The sequence below is a fragment of the Pseudomonas sp. S2_H01 genome, from assembly GCF_054668305.1.
Window position 1 is genome coordinate 2,806,470 of the sequence record NZ_CP162756.1, and the last position, 14,565, is coordinate 2,821,034.

The 14,565-nt window shown below is 60.2% G+C and carries 14 protein-coding genes and 1 riboswitch; of the genes, 3 read left to right on the forward strand and 11 right to left on the reverse strand.

Going from position 1 to position 14,565, the window contains the following annotated elements; all coding sequences use genetic code 11:
• Positions 1–61: 61 nt before the first annotated feature.
• The 3 genes from AB4N84_RS12475 to ahcY form a co-directional block, all read right to left on the reverse strand.
• The gene (locus AB4N84_RS12475) at positions 62–1,150 is read right to left on the reverse strand and encodes a hypothetical protein (protein ID WP_460046551.1); all 1,089 of its coding nucleotides are present in this window, start codon (positions 1,148–1,150) and stop codon (positions 62–64) included.
• 111 nt (positions 1,151–1,261) lie between these two features.
• A complete protein-coding gene (metF, locus tag AB4N84_RS12480) occupies positions 1,262–2,107 on the reverse strand; it encodes a methylenetetrahydrofolate reductase [NAD(P)H] (protein WP_074752527.1) in 846 nt (281 codons plus the stop codon).
• 192 nt (positions 2,108–2,299) lie between these two features.
• Positions 2,300–3,709, reverse strand: a complete 1,410-nt coding sequence (gene ahcY / locus AB4N84_RS12485; protein WP_062385413.1) for an adenosylhomocysteinase — start codon at positions 3,707–3,709, stop codon at positions 2,300–2,302.
• 20 nt (positions 3,710–3,729) lie between these two features.
• Positions 3,730–3,841, reverse strand: a riboswitch (S-adenosyl-L-homocysteine riboswitch).
• Positions 3,842–4,042: 201 nt separating this feature from the next.
• On the opposite strand from ahcY, the gene AB4N84_RS12490 reads away from it, so the two are divergent.
• The gene (locus AB4N84_RS12490; RefSeq protein WP_074752526.1) at positions 4,043–4,447 is read left to right on the forward strand and encodes an acyl-CoA thioesterase; all 405 of its coding nucleotides are present in this window, start codon (positions 4,043–4,045) and stop codon (positions 4,445–4,447) included.
• A 141-nt stretch (positions 4,448–4,588) separates the two neighbouring features.
• Here the strand turns inward: AB4N84_RS12490 and otnI are convergent, their stop codons facing one another.
• From otnI to AB4N84_RS12520, 6 genes are all read right to left on the reverse strand, one after another.
• On the reverse strand, positions 4,589–5,380 hold the full coding sequence (gene otnI / locus AB4N84_RS12495) for a 2-oxo-tetronate isomerase (RefSeq protein WP_460046553.1): 792 nt from the start codon (positions 5,378–5,380) through the stop codon (positions 4,589–4,591).
• 29 nt (positions 5,381–5,409) lie between these two features.
• Complete coding sequence (locus AB4N84_RS12500; RefSeq protein WP_460046555.1) at positions 5,410–6,870, reverse strand: GntT/GntP/DsdX family permease; 1,461 nt, start codon at positions 6,868–6,870, stop codon at positions 5,410–5,412.
• A gap of 84 nt (positions 6,871–6,954) precedes the next feature.
• Positions 6,955–7,605 (reverse strand): 3-oxo-tetronate 4-phosphate decarboxylase, encoded by a 651-nt coding sequence (otnC, locus tag AB4N84_RS12505; RefSeq protein ID WP_460046556.1) that lies wholly within the window; start codon positions 7,603–7,605, stop codon positions 6,955–6,957.
• Positions 7,602–8,894 carry a 3-oxo-tetronate kinase gene (gene otnK / locus AB4N84_RS12510; RefSeq protein WP_460046558.1) on the reverse strand — a complete coding sequence of 431 codons (1,293 nt, stop codon included), beginning with the start codon at positions 8,892–8,894 and terminating at the stop codon, positions 7,602–7,604. The genes otnC and otnK overlap by 4 nt, the downstream gene beginning before the upstream one ends.
• Before the next feature lie 10 nt (positions 8,895–8,904).
• The gene (ltnD, locus tag AB4N84_RS12515; protein WP_074752336.1) at positions 8,905–9,810 is read right to left on the reverse strand and encodes an L-threonate dehydrogenase; all 906 of its coding nucleotides are present in this window, start codon (positions 9,808–9,810) and stop codon (positions 8,905–8,907) included.
• Positions 9,811–10,287: 477 nt separating this feature from the next.
• Positions 10,288–11,109: a DeoR/GlpR family DNA-binding transcription regulator gene (locus tag AB4N84_RS12520; protein WP_460046560.1), complete on the reverse strand. Its 822-nt coding sequence runs from the start codon at positions 11,107–11,109 to the stop codon at positions 10,288–10,290.
• A 208-nt stretch (positions 11,110–11,317) separates the two neighbouring features.
• Between AB4N84_RS12520 and AB4N84_RS12525 the strand changes: the two genes are divergently transcribed.
• Both AB4N84_RS12525 and AB4N84_RS12530 read left to right on the forward strand, forming a co-directional pair.
• Entirely contained in the window at positions 11,318–11,704 is a 387-nt protein-coding gene (locus tag AB4N84_RS12525) for an MAPEG family protein (protein WP_074752334.1), read from the forward strand.
• A 150-nt stretch (positions 11,705–11,854) separates the two neighbouring features.
• Positions 11,855–12,277: a c-type cytochrome gene (locus AB4N84_RS12530; protein ID WP_460046561.1), complete on the forward strand. Its 423-nt coding sequence runs from the start codon at positions 11,855–11,857 to the stop codon at positions 12,275–12,277.
• Positions 12,278–12,362: 85 nt separating this feature from the next.
• On the opposite strand, the gene AB4N84_RS12535 is transcribed toward AB4N84_RS12530, so the two are convergent.
• Positions 12,363–12,782: a DUF1090 domain-containing protein gene (locus tag AB4N84_RS12535; protein ID WP_460046563.1), complete on the reverse strand. Its 420-nt coding sequence runs from the start codon at positions 12,780–12,782 to the stop codon at positions 12,363–12,365.
• 60 nt (positions 12,783–12,842) lie between these two features.
• Positions 12,843–14,528 carry an NAD-dependent DNA ligase LigB gene (gene ligB, locus AB4N84_RS12540; RefSeq protein WP_460046565.1) on the reverse strand — a complete coding sequence of 562 codons (1,686 nt, stop codon included), beginning with the start codon at positions 14,526–14,528 and terminating at the stop codon, positions 12,843–12,845.
• Positions 14,529–14,565: the final 37 nt, after the last annotated feature.

Here is a 14,565-nt window from a genome sequence, read left to right on the forward strand (position 1 = left end):
CTCGCGAAATAGAAGGGGTGTTTCCAGAGACGCACATGAGTCTGCGTCTCTGGCCCGGGCGTCAGCGAGGTGTTTGCATCTGTACAAGGTGCTGATAGATCGCTGTGCGTCTGCGCCCCAGCAAACGGCGAACGGCCCAGTGATCGAGCCATTGGCGCAATTGCGCGGGTGCAATCGGCTTCTTCAGGCGGTGCTCGGCGTTGCTAAACGCTTTTTCCCACCAGACGGGTGAGCACGCACGGTCGAACTCATTGGAGTGTTCGCAGCAACCGTAGAGAACCTCTCGGACAAATTGCCGTTGTGGCTGGGGCACCACCAGCGTCGCGGTTTTATACATCAGCCGCTGCCAGGTGGCGGGCCGAGGAAGTTTCGGTGAAACGTTTTCGGTGTCGTGCATCGCCTCGGCGCCGAGCGGGTCGTGACGGTGCTTGCGTATCCACGCGAGGACCTTGGCGCGAAACAGAGGCTTGCGGCTCCAGTAGTGATGAATCAGGTCAGCGCATTGATCGATCTTGAGCGAGCGGTAGGCGGCCACGCCCAGGCAGAACTCTTCCAGCGTGATGGCGCCGGGCGTCATTGGAAAAAACTCATCCATCAGCGCGATCGACGTGTCGAGTATCGGTGCATTGTTGCGCGTCAGCCCGATGACCCCGGAGTTCACCAGCCTCATTTGATCGTCGGCCAGATTCCGTTCTGCCAGGGTCTTCGCCAGCGCGGTGTACAAAACCGTCTCTTTGCAGTCGGCATAACGGATTTGAAACGCGTTGCAGAGAAGGGTGTCAGGTTGAACCCTCTCAAACAGCTTCATGGGGCTGTCCAGGAAGAAGGTATCGGTGTCGATCAGGATCGCTTTTTCCGCCTCCTCAAGGACCAGGCGTGCAACGACGTGCTTGCAACGGAAATGGTAGTGATGCGGGCCGCTCCACACGCGCCGCATGTCTGCATCGATCGGTCTGACACGTACCGGCAAGTCGCGATAGGGCTCAGGGTTATCGCTGAACACCTGGATGTCGAATGGCCGGTCGGTTGTGGCGCCTGCTTTGGCCAAAGCGCTCGCGATGCTGAACACCGCTTCTTGATGGTAGGTCTGGGCCCCGAAAACGAGGTAGACCAGTTGGGGGCGCGATGTAATCTGACTGAGGGAGGTCAACTGCTTGGGTTTCCGTTTCAATGAAGGCTTTAACAGGCCTCGTCATCACGAAGCCTGCCGGTGAAACGTTGCCTTATTGTGACCGGATGATCCAGAGGGAATTCCTGCCTCTCAGCGGGGCAGCTTGAGGTTGTTCCAGATCGCCAGGCTAGGTTCTGCCTGGTTTAGCGTGTAGAAGTGCAGTCCAGGGGCGCCGCCCTGCAACAAGCGCTCACACATTTCTGTGATCACCTGCTCGCCAAAGGCCATGATGCTGGCGGAGTCATCGCCGTAGGCTTCCAGCTGCTTACGAATCCAGCGAGGGATTTCCGCGCCACAGGCATCGGAAAAGCGAGCCAGCTTGCTGTAGTTGGTGATCGGCATGATACCGGGCACGACAGGAATGCTGACGCCCATCTTTTCAGCACGCTCGACGAAGTAGAAATAGCTGTCGGCGTTGAAGAAGTATTGGGTGATGGCGCTGTCGGCACCGGCATTGGCCTTGCGCACGAAGTTCTTCAAATCATCTTCGAAGTTACGCGCCTGTGGGTGCATCTCGGGATAAGCGGCGACTTCGATGTGAAAATGGCTGCCGGTCTCTTCACGGATGAAGGTGACCAGGTCATTGGCGTGACGCAGCTCACCGCTGGCCATGCCCATACCGGAAGGCAAGTCGCCGCGCAGTGCGACAATGCGGTTGATGCCCGCATCCTTGTACTGCGTGAGCAGGCCACGCAGATCGTCCTTGCTGTCGCCGACGCACGACAGATGCGGCGCGGCAGGGATGTTCACTTCTTTTTCCAGCTGCAGCACGGTGTTGATCGTGCGGTCACGCGTGGAGCCCCCGGCACCGTAGGTGCAGGAGAAGAAATCAGGGTTGTAGCCAGCCAGCGTACGAGCGGTGGCGAGCAGTTTTTCATGACCAGCGTCGGTCTTCGTAGGGAAGAACTCGAAGCTGTAGCGACGGTCTTGGGACATGGTCATAACCTTGGAAGTTTTGAGCCTTGCGCCGACTCATGTAGGAGCGCGCTTGCCCGCGATTGCGGTGGTTCAGACCCGAATGGGTTGCTGACAAAATGCAATCGCGGGCAAGCGCGCTCCTACATGGGGCGGTGGTCGTTTCTGTGAGAGCGTGCCCGCAATACCGGGCACACCCTCCCTACAGACGTATCAGTAGCGGTACGCGTGCGGCTTGAACGGACCTTCGACCGGCACGCCGATGTAGTCGGCCTGGGTCTTGGTCAGCTTGGTCACGACGCCGCCGAAGCCACGTACCATTTCCAGGGCGACTTCTTCGTCCAGCTTCTTCGGCAGAACTTCAACAGTCAGGCGCTCGGCTTTCTGGGCCGGGCTCAGGTCGGCGTATTTCTGGCCGAACAGGAAGATCTGGGCCAGCACCTGGTTGGCGAACGAACCGTCCATGATGCGGCTTGGGTGGCCTGTTGCGTTACCCAGGTTAACCAGGCGGCCTTCGGCCAGCAGGATCAGGTAGTCGTCGTTCTGAGGGTCGAACTCGCCAGCGCCGGTGCGGTGGATCTTGTGCACCTGAGGCTTCACTTCTTCCCATGCCCAGTTCTTGCGCATGAAAGCGGTGTCGATTTCGTTGTCGAAGTGACCGATGTTGCAGACCACGGCGCGTTTTTTCAGCGCTTTGAGCATGTTCGCGTCGCACACATTGACGTTACCGGTGGTGGTCACGATCAGGTCGATCTTGCCCAGCAGCGCTTTGTCGATGGTTGCTTCGGTGCCGTCGCTTTCACCGTTGATGAACGGCGAAACCAGTTCGAAACCGTCCATGCAGGCTTGCATGGCGCAGATCGGGTCGACTTCGGTGACCTTGACGATCATGCCTTCCTGACGCAGCGACTGAGCCGAGCCTTTGCCCACGTCACCGTAGCCGATGACCAGCGCTTGCTTGCCGGACAGCAGGTGGTCGGTGCCGCGCTTGATGGCGTCGTTCAGGCTGTGACGGCAGCCGTACTTGTTGTCGTTCTTGCTCTTGGTGACCGAGTCGTTGACGTTGATCGCAGGGATCTTCAGTTCGCCTTTGGCCAGCATGTCCAGCAGACGGTGCACGCCTGTGGTGGTTTCCTCGGTGACGCCATGGATTTTATCCAGCATCGCCGGGTATTTCTTGTGCAGGATCTCGGTCAGGTCGCCGCCGTCGTCGAGGATCATGTTGGCGTCCCACGGCTGACCGTCCTTCAGGATGGTCTGCTCGATGCACCACTCGTACTCTGCTTCGGTCTCGCCTTTCCAGGCGAAGACAGGGATGCCGGCAGCAGCGATGGCCGCAGCAGCCTGGTCCTGAGTCGAGAAAATGTTGCAGGACGACCAGCGTACTTCGGCACCCAGGGCAACCAGGGTTTCGATCAGCACGGCAGTCTGAATGGTCATGTGGATGCAGCCGAGAATCTTCGCGCCCTTGAGCGGTTGCTCACCGGCGTATTTGCGACGCAGGCCCATCAGAGCAGGCATTTCGGATTCAGCGATGATGGTCTCGCGACGGCCCCAGGCAGCCAGGGAAATATCGGCGACTTTGTAGTCGTTGAAATCGTTGGGCGTCAGTACAGCGCTCATAAGAGTCTCCATTCGTAGTGTGCGAATGGGCGCCGTTGTGCGTTTAAGGCTTGATCGGCAGCAATGAGCCTGACCAAACAACGCCCCATCCGAGCCTGACAGGTTTGACCTGCTGCAGCGCCCCTCGGACAGGTGGCGGGAAAACGGTATCAAGCGGTGATGACCGTTTTTTGAAGCGGTGGCGATTATAGCGGCGACGGGGAGTTAGCCCAAGAGGTTGTTGCGTTTAAATGACGAGTGACTAATCGCGACCATAGTCGATGCTCAATGGAGGTAAACGCCATGGGCTGGCACTATGCTGGTCATCAACAGACAGACGATCAGGAGCGAACCATGAACTTCCACACGCGCAAATGGGTGAAGCCCGAAGACCTCAACCCGAACGGCACTTTGTTCGGCGGCAGTCTGCTGCGCTGGATCGACGAAGAAGCGGCGATTTACGCCATCGTTCAGTTGGGTAATCAGCGGGTGGTGACCAAGTACATTTCCGAGATCAACTTCGTCAGTGCGTCACGCCAGGGCGACATCATCGAACTGGGCATCACCGCCACTGAGTTCGGCCGCACCTCGATCACCCTGACCTGCCAGGTGCGCAACAAAATTACGCGCAAAAGCATCCTGACCGTCGAGAAGATGGTGTTCGTGAACCTGGGCGAAGATGGTCTGCCAGCACCGCACGGCAAGACCGAAATCACTTACGTGAAAGATCAGTTCAAGGACGAAGTGATTAACGAGTGATCTTGAGCAGCACCATAAGACTTGTGGGAGCTGCCGGAGGGTACGACGGTGGCGAATGCGATATGTCTGACACACTGCGTTCGCCACCGTCGTAACCTCCGGCAGCTCCTACAAGGGGGTGCGTTGGGCTAATGAAGTCACTCAGCCCGGATTACGCGCCTTCCAGTCCCGCAACCACTGCAGACCTTCGCTGGTATCGCCTTTGGGGCGGTACTCGCAACCGACCCAGCCGGTGTAACCCAGGCGGTCGATTTCTTCGAACAGCCACGGGTAATTCACCTCACCCATGTTCGGTTCATGTCGATCGGGCACGCCGGCGATCTGGATGTGACCGATGCCGGCGAAGTCACGGCGCAGCTTGCTGGTCACGTCACCTTCGACGATCTGGCAATGATAGAAATCGAACTGCACCTTCAGGTTCTCCGCGCCCACTTCCTTGCACACCGCCTGACCCTGATCCTGACGATTGAGGAAGAAGCCCGGCATGTCACGGGTGTTGATCGGTTCGATCAGCACGGTGATGCCGACTTTCGCCGCTTCCTGAGCGGCATGGCTCAGGTTTTCCAGATACACCGCATGGTGCTTCTGGCGCAGTTCTTCGTTGGGCAGCAAGCCGGCCATGACGTGAATGCGGTCGTTCCCCAGCACGGCGGCGTATTCCAGCGCCTTCTGGAAGCCGCTGCGGAATTCGCTCTCACGCCCCGGCAATGAAGCAATGCCTCGCTCGCCGTTGCCCCAGTCACCCGGCGGTGCGTTGAACAGCGCCTGGGTCAGACCGAAATCTTCCAGGCGCAGCTTGATCTCTGCGGCGGTGAAATCGTACGGGAACAGATACTCCACCGCTTCGAAACCATCACTTGCCGCCGCGCCAAAACGCGCGAGGAAGTCATGTTGCGGGTACAGCATGCTGAGGTTGGCAGCGAAACGAGGCATGTTTTTCTCCTGGAAAGCAGGCTACCGGGTCAGACAAAAGGCCACAGCAGCAGGGTTATGAGGAAGCCCAGCGTGCCGAGTACGGTCACCAGGAACGTCCAGGTGCGCAGGCCGTCACCCACGTTCAGGCCGGCCAATTTTGTGAACATCCAGTAACCGGCGTCGTTGATGTGGGACATGGCCAGACCGCCACCGCCCATGGCCAGACACAGCAAGGCCATGTGGTTGGCGCTGAGGTTCAACGTGGCGATCAGCGGGCTGAGGATGCCAGCGGTGGTCACCAGCGCCACTGTGGTCGAGCCTTGGACGGCGCGCAACAGCAGTGTCAGCAGGAAGCCCAGCGCCAGAACCGGCAGGCCGGTGTTGCGTAGGGCTTCGGAGACCACCGCACCGATACCGGTGTCGACCAGCACCTTGCCGAACACACCACCGGCGCCAGCGATCAGGATCACCATCGCCACGCCCGGCAATGCCGAACCGATCACGTCGGACACTTGACTGCGGCTCCAGCCACGGCGCGAACCCAGAACCCATGCGCAGAGCAGGGTGTCGATCAGCAGGGCGACCAGCGGTGCGCCGAGGACGGTCAAGATGCTGCGCAGCGTCGAGTCGGCGGGCAGCATGGTGGTTGCCAGCGTACCCAGCAGGATCAGGATGATCGGCAGCAGGATCAGCGCAATGATGATCCCGGCGCCCGGCGCAGGGGCTTTCGGCAAGCGGGCAGCGAGGCTGCTGGCGCTTTCTTCCAGGCCCAGCGCGTGACCGGTGTGCGTGGCATCAGCGGTTTTCGAGTAGTCGTTGTTGGCCCAGTCCACCAAGTCTTCGTTGGTGATGTGCGGACCGTAAACCTCGCTGCGGATGTCATCGGTCATCGGGTAGGTTTTGCGCGTCATGCGGCCGGCGATCACGTAGCCGATCAGGCACAGCACGGCCACCATCGGCAAGCCAAACATCAGGACACGACCCAGGTCTGCGCCCAACTGACCGGCAGCGGCAACGGCACCCGGGTGCGGCGGCAGAAAGGCGTGAACGGAGAGCAGCGCGGCGCACATTGGCAGCGCGAAAATCAGCAGCGGCTTGCGGGCTGCGCGGGCGACGCCGTAAGCCAGTGGCATGAGGATGATCACGCCAACTTCGAAGAACACCGGAATGCCGACCATGAACCCGGCCACGGTCAACGCCAGCGGTGTTCGCTTGTTGCCGAAGCGGTTGATCAGGGTCTTGGCCAGCGCCTCTGCACCTCCCGAGAGTTCAATGATGCGTCCGATCATGGCGCCCAGCGCAATGATGATCGCGATGTGGCCAAGGGTCTTGCCCATGCCGCCTTCGATCGTCGCGACCAGGTCACTCGGTTTTACCCCGGCAACCAGGGCGACGATGATGCTCACGAGCATCAACGCCACGAACGGCTGGAATTTGTACTTGAGCACCAGAAGCAGCAGCAGCGCGATGCCGGCTCCGGCGATGATCATGAGGATAAGAGGCGTCATGTTGTGTCCTGTTGTTATTGTTTCCGGCAAAAACCGGGGTGCCAGAGGCCGTGAATAAGGCCTCCGATCAAGGTGCTGTGCGGGTTACCAGTTCACGCCGAACGTCTGGCGCAGTTCTTCCAGGGCCGCTGCGTCCAGCGGCTCGGGTTTAGGATTGCTCATCAGCCACAAGCGAGCAGTCTCTTCCAGCTCTTCCAGGGCGTAAGCCGCCTTGGCCACCGAGCTTTCCCAGACCACCGGCCCCAAACGCTCGAGCATCACGCCGCGCACGCTGTTCGCCAGCTTTGCCACCTGCTCGGCGACCTTTGGCGAGCCGGGGCGCTCGTAAGAAATCAAAGGGATATGCCCGACCTTCATCACCTGATAGGGCGTGATCGGCGGGAGAATGTCGTTCGGATGCCAGACACCGGCCAAGGTCAGCGCCACCAGATGCGTGGAGTGGGTGTGCACCACGCCACCCACGCCTGGATTGCGGTCGTAGACCTCGCGATGCAGCATCAGGGTTTTCGAGGGCTTGTCGCCGGACACCCATTCGCCCGCCAGGTTGACCTTGGAAATGGCGGTGGGGTCGAGGCGGCCCAGGCAGGCGTCGGTCGGCGTGATCAGCCAGCCGTCTTCAAGGCGTGCGCTGATGTTGCCGGCGCTGCCCACGGTGTAGCCGCGACCGAACAGCAGACGGCCGATGTCGCAGATCTCATCGCGCAGCTTATTTTCGGCGCTCGTTGCAGTACTCATTGAGCACCTCCGGCCAGTTGCTTCAGGGCTTTGTCGAAGAAGTCGCGACCCCCGAAGTTGCCGGATTTCAGCGCCAGCGCGAGGGGCTGATCGCCGCTGCTGATGGTGGCGGGAACGCCCGGATCAATCTGTGCGCCGATCTTCAACAGGCTGACGCCCAGCGCCTGAACGACAGCGCCGGAGGTTTCGCCGCCAGCGACGACGAAACGTTTCACGCCTGCGTCCAGCAGACCGCGAGCGATCTTGCCCAGCGCGTCCTCGACCATGGCGCCCGCGCGCTCGACGCCGAGCTTTTGTTGCACGGCTTTGACTTCTTCCGGGCTGCTGGTCGCATAAATCAGAACGGTTTGACCGGCATCGCGAGCAAAGGCCAACGCGTCTTCGACAACTGGCTTGCCATCGGCCAGTTCCAACGGATCGATCCGCAATGCAGGGCGTCCGGCGTCCAGCCAGGCAGCGACCTGGCCGTTGGTGGCAACCGAAGCGCTGCCCGCGAGCACGACTTCGCCGCCGTTCACCTGCTCCAGTTGTGCAGCGTCAACGTCGCGCAGCTTGCCGGCTTTGCGGAAGTTGCCTGGCAGACCCAGCGCCAGACCCGAACCGCCTGTCAGCAGAGGCAGATCGGCGCAGGCTTCGCCCAGTGTGTAGAGGTCGGCGTCGGACAGTGCGTCGGCAATCGCCATGGTCACGCCGTCAGCGCGCAGTTCGGCAATACGCGCGCGCGCGCTGTCCACACCTTTGGCGACGCTGTCGTAACGCAATAAGCCCACTTTCTTGCTGGTCTGCGATTGCAGCACGCGCACCAGGTTGGCGTCGGTCATCGGCGTCAGCGGGTGATTCTGCATGCCGCATTCGTTCAGCAACTGATCCTGCACGAACAGGTGGCCACGGAAGATCGTGCGGCCGTTTTCCGGAAATGCCGGGCACGCGAGCGTGAAGTCGCTGTTCAAGGCCTTGAGCAGCGCTTCACTGACCTGACCGATGTTGCCTTTGGCGGTGGAGTCGAAGGTCGAGCAATACTTGAAGAAGATCTGCTCGCAGCCACGGTCACGCAGCCATTGCAGCGCGGCCAGGGATTCCTCGACCGCTTCGGCCGCGGGCGTGGTGCGGGATTTCAAGGCGATGACGATCGCGTCGGCGTCCAGCTCAGCCAGGCTCTCGGCGCTGGGAATGCCGATGCTCTGCACCGTGCGCATGCCGCCACGCACCAGCATGTTGGCCAGGTCGGTGGCGCCTGTGAAGTCGTCGGCGATGCAGCCCAGAAGAGGGCGCGGAGTCGAAGTGCTCATCTGCGGTTCCTCAGTCGTTGGCGGCTTTGGCGGCGGGCAGGGTGATGCCCGGGAAGATCTTGATCACGGCGGAATCGTCTTCACGGCCGAAGCCTGCGGTCGAGGCCTGCATGAACATCTGGTGCGCAGTGGACGACAGCGGCAGCGGGAATTTGCTGGCGCGGGCGGTATCCAGGACCAGGCCCAGGTCTTTGACGAAAATATCCACAGCCGACAGCGGCGTGTAATCAGCCTTCAGGATGTGCGGCACGCGGTTTTCGAACATCCACGAGTTACCGGCGCTGTTGGTGATCACTTCGTACAGCGCGTCGGCGTCGACGCCTTCGCGCAGGCCGAGCGCCATGGCTTCGGCGCTCGCAGCGATGTGCACGCCAGCCAGCAACTGATTGATGATTTTGACCTTGGAGCCTAGCCCGTGGACGTCACCCAGGCGATACACCTTGCCAGCCATGCCGTTGAGGATGGCGTCGGCTTTGGCGTAAGAATCAGCAGGACCGGAGGTCATCATGGTCATCTGACCGGCAGCGGCTTTGGCTGCGCCACCGGAGATTGGGGCATCGAGGTACAGCAGACCTTTTTCGGTCAGACGCTGACCCAACTCGATGGCGAAGGTCGGCGCAACGGTGGCGCAACCAATGACCAGACTGCCGGGTTTGAGTGCTGCAACGGCGCCGTTTTCGCCAAACAAGACGGTTTCAGTCTGCTCGGCGTTGACCACGACGGTGATGATCACGTCGCAGGCGGCCGCCATGCTGGCGGGAGAGTCGCAGGCAACACCGCCTTCGCTGGCGAATTGCTCGGTCACGGCAGCACGGACGTCACAGGCATGAACATTGAAACCACTGCGCAACAAGGAGCGAGCGATGCCCAAACCCATGGCACCCAGCCCAATGACGCCGACATTCTTGTTATTCATGATGCTCTCCTCAGGTTGAGCGCCATCGTTGCGTCAGGCACTCGAACGGTGTTTGTTCTGATCTGTTAAAGATAGTGAACCCATGATCGGATAATGTGAAGTAATTTTTTGGATTAACAAAACTTAACATAGGGCGCTTTTTAATCGACGAAAAAAAGCCCCGATACGTGTCGGGGCTTGGGTGCTGAGAGGTTTTGAGGGCTTCGCGCATCAATTGTAGCCAGCTTGCTGGCGAATGCGGGAGACCCGCCAAATCAGTTGCGTCTGGACGGATGCCTTCGCCAGCAAGCCGGCCAACGGTCTGAGGCCTGGACACAGGCTCATGCAACAACCCGCTCCCTGTAGGAGACGTCCGAGGTTACGAGGGCAGCGAAGGCGGTGTGTCAGTCGCCATAGATGCTGGTGATGCACCGCATTCGTCCGAGCGCGGCCCGCACCAAGCCGGTTCCTACAGGAGCGTGCGGCGTGGACTGGACACTATTGATTTCTACTCACCGACGCCAACATCAACTCCACCCCCTGCGCCCGAATACTCTCCGCCGCGCCTTCGGCCAGCCCGTCATCGCTGATGATGGTGTCGAACTGCTCAAGGCCTGCGACCTTGTACATGCCGAACGTGCCGTACTTGGAACTGGTGGTCAGCAGCACGCTGCGCGACGCGGCCTGCATCGCCGCCTGCTTGACCTCGACCTTCAGCGCAGAAGGTGTGGTTGTGCCCCGTTGCAGGTCCCAGGAGCTGGTGGACATGAACGCCACGTCCGTCGCCAGTTGACGCAACGTTGCGGCCGCCAGACCGCCCACACAGGAGCGGTTCGGGTGGTCCAGCATGCCGCCGGTGTGAATCACGTCCACATGGGTCGCATCCGCGAGCGCGTTGACCACGCCAAAGTCATTGGTGACCACCGTCATCCCGGACAGCGCGACGATGTGCGGCACGATTTCCAGCGTGCTGGTGCCCGCGTCCAGGTACACCGTCATCTCAGCGTGCAACAAACCGGCTGCCAGTCTGGCCATCGCCTGCTTTTGCGGGAGTTCGACCACTGCCTTGGATTGATGGCTGGGTTCACTGTGCACCTGGCTTGCGATGCGTACGCCGCCGGTCACCGAATAAGCACGCCCACTTTGTTCGAGCAGGGCGATGTCGCGGCGAATGGTCATGTGCGAGCAATCGAACATTTCCATCAGTTGATGCACGCTGAGCACTTGATGCTTGCGTAACTGACGCAGCATCAGCTCCCGGCGTTGGTCGGGAATCATGGGCGCTGCACCACTGACGGTGGTGTCTTCTTCGCTAGGCATTCAGGCTCCTGAGTCACGGTGTCCAGCCAAATCGGCTGTGATGGCTGGCATCTTAGCCAATCGCTCGCGTCATGACAGCAGCGAGAACTTTCCTACAGGCCTTGATGGCCGCATGATGGGAAAGAACCTTTCGCTCGGACATGGTTCTTAGCCTGTGCTACCTGAATGTTCCTGATGAAATTCAAATTTTAAAAAGGATGCTGCAAATATGACCGTTGCCTTCTGGTGCGTGTTGATCGTGATTCTGTTGCCGCTGGTCTGTACGTCGATCGCCAAGTTTGGCAGTGGCCGCTTCAGTACCCGGCAGAACCACAACCCGCGAGACTTTCTCGACAAGCTGGAAGGTTTGCCGCGGCGTGCCCATGCGGCGCAACAGAACAGCTTCGAAGCAATTCCGGGTTTTGCTGCAGGCGTGATCATCGCGCACGTTGCCGGCGTCGCTCAGTTGGTCACCATTGATGTGCTGGCGGTGCTGTTCGTTACCAGTCGCCTGCTCTACATCATTTTCTACCTGGCGGACCTCGCGGCGCTGCGCTCGCTGGTGTGGTTTATTGGCCTGGGTCTGGTCGTCGCGTTGTTTGGCATTTCTGTCTGATCGGGATGCCGATCATTCACTTGGGTTTTTCAAGGCGAGCGCAGATACTGGCGGCCATTTTTTCCAGCAGTCGTCGCCATGAACTCGAAGAGCGTTGCGTTGAGAAAACTGTCGCTGAGACACCCTTCGTTGAAAGCGATCAGCCTGTTGATGATCGGCGCGCTCGCCTTGAGCGCCTGCGGGGGCATCGATCCCGATTCGCCGCTGGGGCAACGCAAGGCGATCTTCAAGCAAATGCTCAAAACCAGCGAAGACATCGGCGGCATGCTGCGCGGGCGGCTGCCGTTCGACGGACCGAAGTTTGCGGAAGGCGCGGTGAAGCTGGATGCTTTGTCTCACGAGCCGTGGAAGCATTTTCCAGCTGTTAAAGAGTCAGAGCACACCAGCGCGAAAGACGCCGTGTGGCAGAAACAGGCTCGTTTTCAAGAACTGGCCGGCATTTTAGAAGCGCGCACCGGTGAGCTGGTGATTGCGACCCGGCAACTGCAATTGACGCCGGCCAACATGATTCCGCCGATGAACAACGTCGAAGACGCCTGCGACGCGTGCCATAAAGAGTTTCGGGATCATTGATCAGAAGCGCGTTATCCGGGAGCGCCGGTGAACCTGTGAGAGCAAACTCACTTCCAAAGAGCGGTAAAGCCCTCATCCTTGATGACTATTCATCCTCTTCATCCGGCTGAACCTTCTCCAGTTCTTCCTGTGCGTCCTGCAGTTCCTTGCGCGACTCGGCCAGCTTGTCTTTGCGCTTGTTGATCTTGTCGGGGTCGCCCTTGCTCATGGCCTTGTTCAGATCGGCCTGGCGGCGGCTGACTTCGCGTTTGGCGTCCAGCACCTTTTGTTCCTGCTGCTTGAGCAGGCCGGCATCGGTGCAATTGGCGGTGACCTCGCTCAAGGCTTTTTCCAGTCCCGACTGCTGATCGCTGTTACCGGCGGCCTTGGCCTGTTCGATCTGGGTGCTGATGTCCTGACGTTTGGCAGCACAGCCGCTCAAGTCGGGAGCCTGTTCGGCGGCAAACAGCGGGGCTGCCAACAGGCCACAGGCAGTGAACACAATCAGCGGTGACAAGAATTTCATGAATGCTCCTTGAAAACGGGTGCCCGGACGCTCGACACAATCGCCCGGGACAAAAAATGACTAGAACCCTTTGATGCCTTGCTCTCGCAACTGTCCGGCCAGCGCTTGCACGTGCGGGTCCTGAAAAAAGGCCGTTAACTGCTTCGCACGTCCCGGGCCAATACCGGCCTCGGCTTGCCATTGATCCACGTTGCGAGCCGATAGATCTGACCACGACTCACCCAGCGGAGCGCCTGCGGTCGGCGGTAAACCGATGGCTTTGAGCCAAGTTAGGAACGATTGTTCGCGCGCTCCCTGAAAACTCTTCAGCAGTTTAGCGCTGCTCTGGTCGCCAAGACCGGGAATGTTAGCAAGCTGCGCACCCTCAAGGGGCATCCAGTCCAGCAAACCATTGAGGTGTCCGGCGTCTATCAGCTTGTCCCATGTGCCGGGTCCTACGCCCGCAAGTCCCAGGCCCTTCTTGCTGCCCAGCCATTTCAACCGCTCCCGGAACTGGCTTTCGCATCCCTCTGTTGGCTGCCAGCAACTCAGCGGGTGGTAATCCGCAGCATCAGGCACCTTCATTTCCACCCGCTCGACGTTACGTGTGACGACGCCATCGAGCCGCGGAATGGTCAGCCCCGCCAGACTGATCGCCACGTGGTCTCCGGGTCGAATGTCCAGTGTCTCCCAGCGCTTGAAGGAACCCACGCTGATGCGGCTGACTTTCCGGTCGTCCAGTTGCACCGGCTCGATGTCCAGTACGGGCGTGATCTTCCCGCTGCGGCCGATGTTGAAGTGCACCTTGCGGACTTCACCCACTACCTGGGCGAACGGGTATTTCCATGCGGCTATCCAGTAAGGTGCCTTCGCTTGCCACCGGTCAGCAGAAGGGCGCACGCCCTGACGGATGACCACGCCGTCGGTGGCAAACGGCAGCGGGCTTGTGTACCAGTGCTCGCGCCAGTTTTTGGCGTGGTCGAAACTTTCGATGGGCTCACTGAAGGTCGCGCTGTCGGCAAAGCCCAGCGCACGCAGGCCATTTAGACGGTCTTGCATGCCTTCCGGGCCATCGGGCCAGTCCCAGACGAACAACCCTACATTTGCGCCGTCCTCTTCGGTGATGGACGTGCGCGCCAGCAGCCCGGCGACTTTGCTGCGCGCATTCAGGCTTCCGGCCTCGGCCTGAACGTGGGCGCTCAATTGCCAATACAGCTCGCCCTGCAACACCAGTGTCTTTTGCCACGCCAGATGAGGGGGTATCGCTGCGATCTGATGGGCATGTCCCGTCCAGTCCTGCCCCTTGTTCCCATCGCCTCGGCTGATCGCCTTCACCAGCTTGCCGCCCTCATAAACGAGTGTGACCGCCACGCCATCCACCTTCGGCTGAATCCACAGGTCGTCACGCCCCTTGAGCCACGCCTGCACCGCGCGTTCGTCAGGGAGTTTGTTGAGGCCGGTGTGCGGCACCGGATGCGCGTTCGGCCCCGTAGCGGTCTTCAGCGGGTTTTCGTCGGCCGGCGCCAGCCTGGCAAAGCAGCCACGAAGGTGTGAAAGCCGTTGCACTGACTGGTCGTAAAGCTCATCGGCCACCAGCGAGACCCCCTGACGGTGATAGCTGTCGTTCCAGTGTTCGATCTGGGTGTGCAGGGAAGAGATTTCGCTACGGGCTTTGGCGGGAGGCCAGTCGGGGCAGGGTTGGGCGTTGGCGGAGTTGAAGCAGAGGGCGAGTGCTACACCGAAAGCGGTGCGAAGAAGAGTCGGCATCGAAGCGTCCTTGCCTGGGGTTGAGACGGGAAGGCTA

Excerpts from the sequence above, each read along its gene's own strand:
- AB4N84_RS12490 (WP_074752526.1), top strand. The coding sequence starts at position 4,043 with ATGAACTTCCACACGCGCAAATGGGTGAAGCCCGAAGACCTCAACCCG.
- AB4N84_RS12520 (WP_460046560.1), bottom strand. The coding sequence starts at position 11,109 with ATGCCTAGCGAAGAAGACACCACCGTCAGTGGTGCAGCGCCCATGATT.
- ahcY (WP_062385413.1), bottom strand. The coding sequence starts at position 3,709 with ATGAGCGCTGTACTGACGCCCAACGATTTCAACGACTACAAAGTCGCC.
- AB4N84_RS12530 (WP_460046561.1), top strand. The coding sequence starts at position 11,855 with ATGATCGGCGCGCTCGCCTTGAGCGCCTGCGGGGGCATCGATCCCGAT.
- otnC (WP_460046556.1), bottom strand. The coding sequence starts at position 7,605 with ATGAGTACTGCAACGAGCGCCGAAAATAAGCTGCGCGATGAGATCTGC.
- otnK (WP_460046558.1), bottom strand. The coding sequence starts at position 8,894 with ATGAGCACTTCGACTCCGCGCCCTCTTCTGGGCTGCATCGCCGACGAC.
- otnI (WP_460046553.1), bottom strand. The coding sequence starts at position 5,380 with ATGCCTCGTTTCGCTGCCAACCTCAGCATGCTGTACCCGCAACATGAC.
- AB4N84_RS12535 (WP_460046563.1), bottom strand. The coding sequence starts at position 12,782 with ATGAAATTCTTGTCACCGCTGATTGTGTTCACTGCCTGTGGCCTGTTG.
- AB4N84_RS12525 (WP_074752334.1), top strand. The coding sequence starts at position 11,318 with ATGACCGTTGCCTTCTGGTGCGTGTTGATCGTGATTCTGTTGCCGCTG.
- metF (WP_074752527.1), bottom strand. The coding sequence starts at position 2,107 with ATGTCCCAAGACCGTCGCTACAGCTTCGAGTTCTTCCCTACGAAGACC.
- AB4N84_RS12500 (WP_460046555.1), bottom strand. The coding sequence starts at position 6,870 with ATGACGCCTCTTATCCTCATGATCATCGCCGGAGCCGGCATCGCGCTG.
- ligB (WP_460046565.1), bottom strand. The coding sequence starts at position 14,528 with ATGCCGACTCTTCTTCGCACCGCTTTCGGTGTAGCACTCGCCCTCTGC.
- ltnD (WP_074752336.1), bottom strand. The coding sequence starts at position 9,810 with ATGAATAACAAGAATGTCGGCGTCATTGGGCTGGGTGCCATGGGTTTG.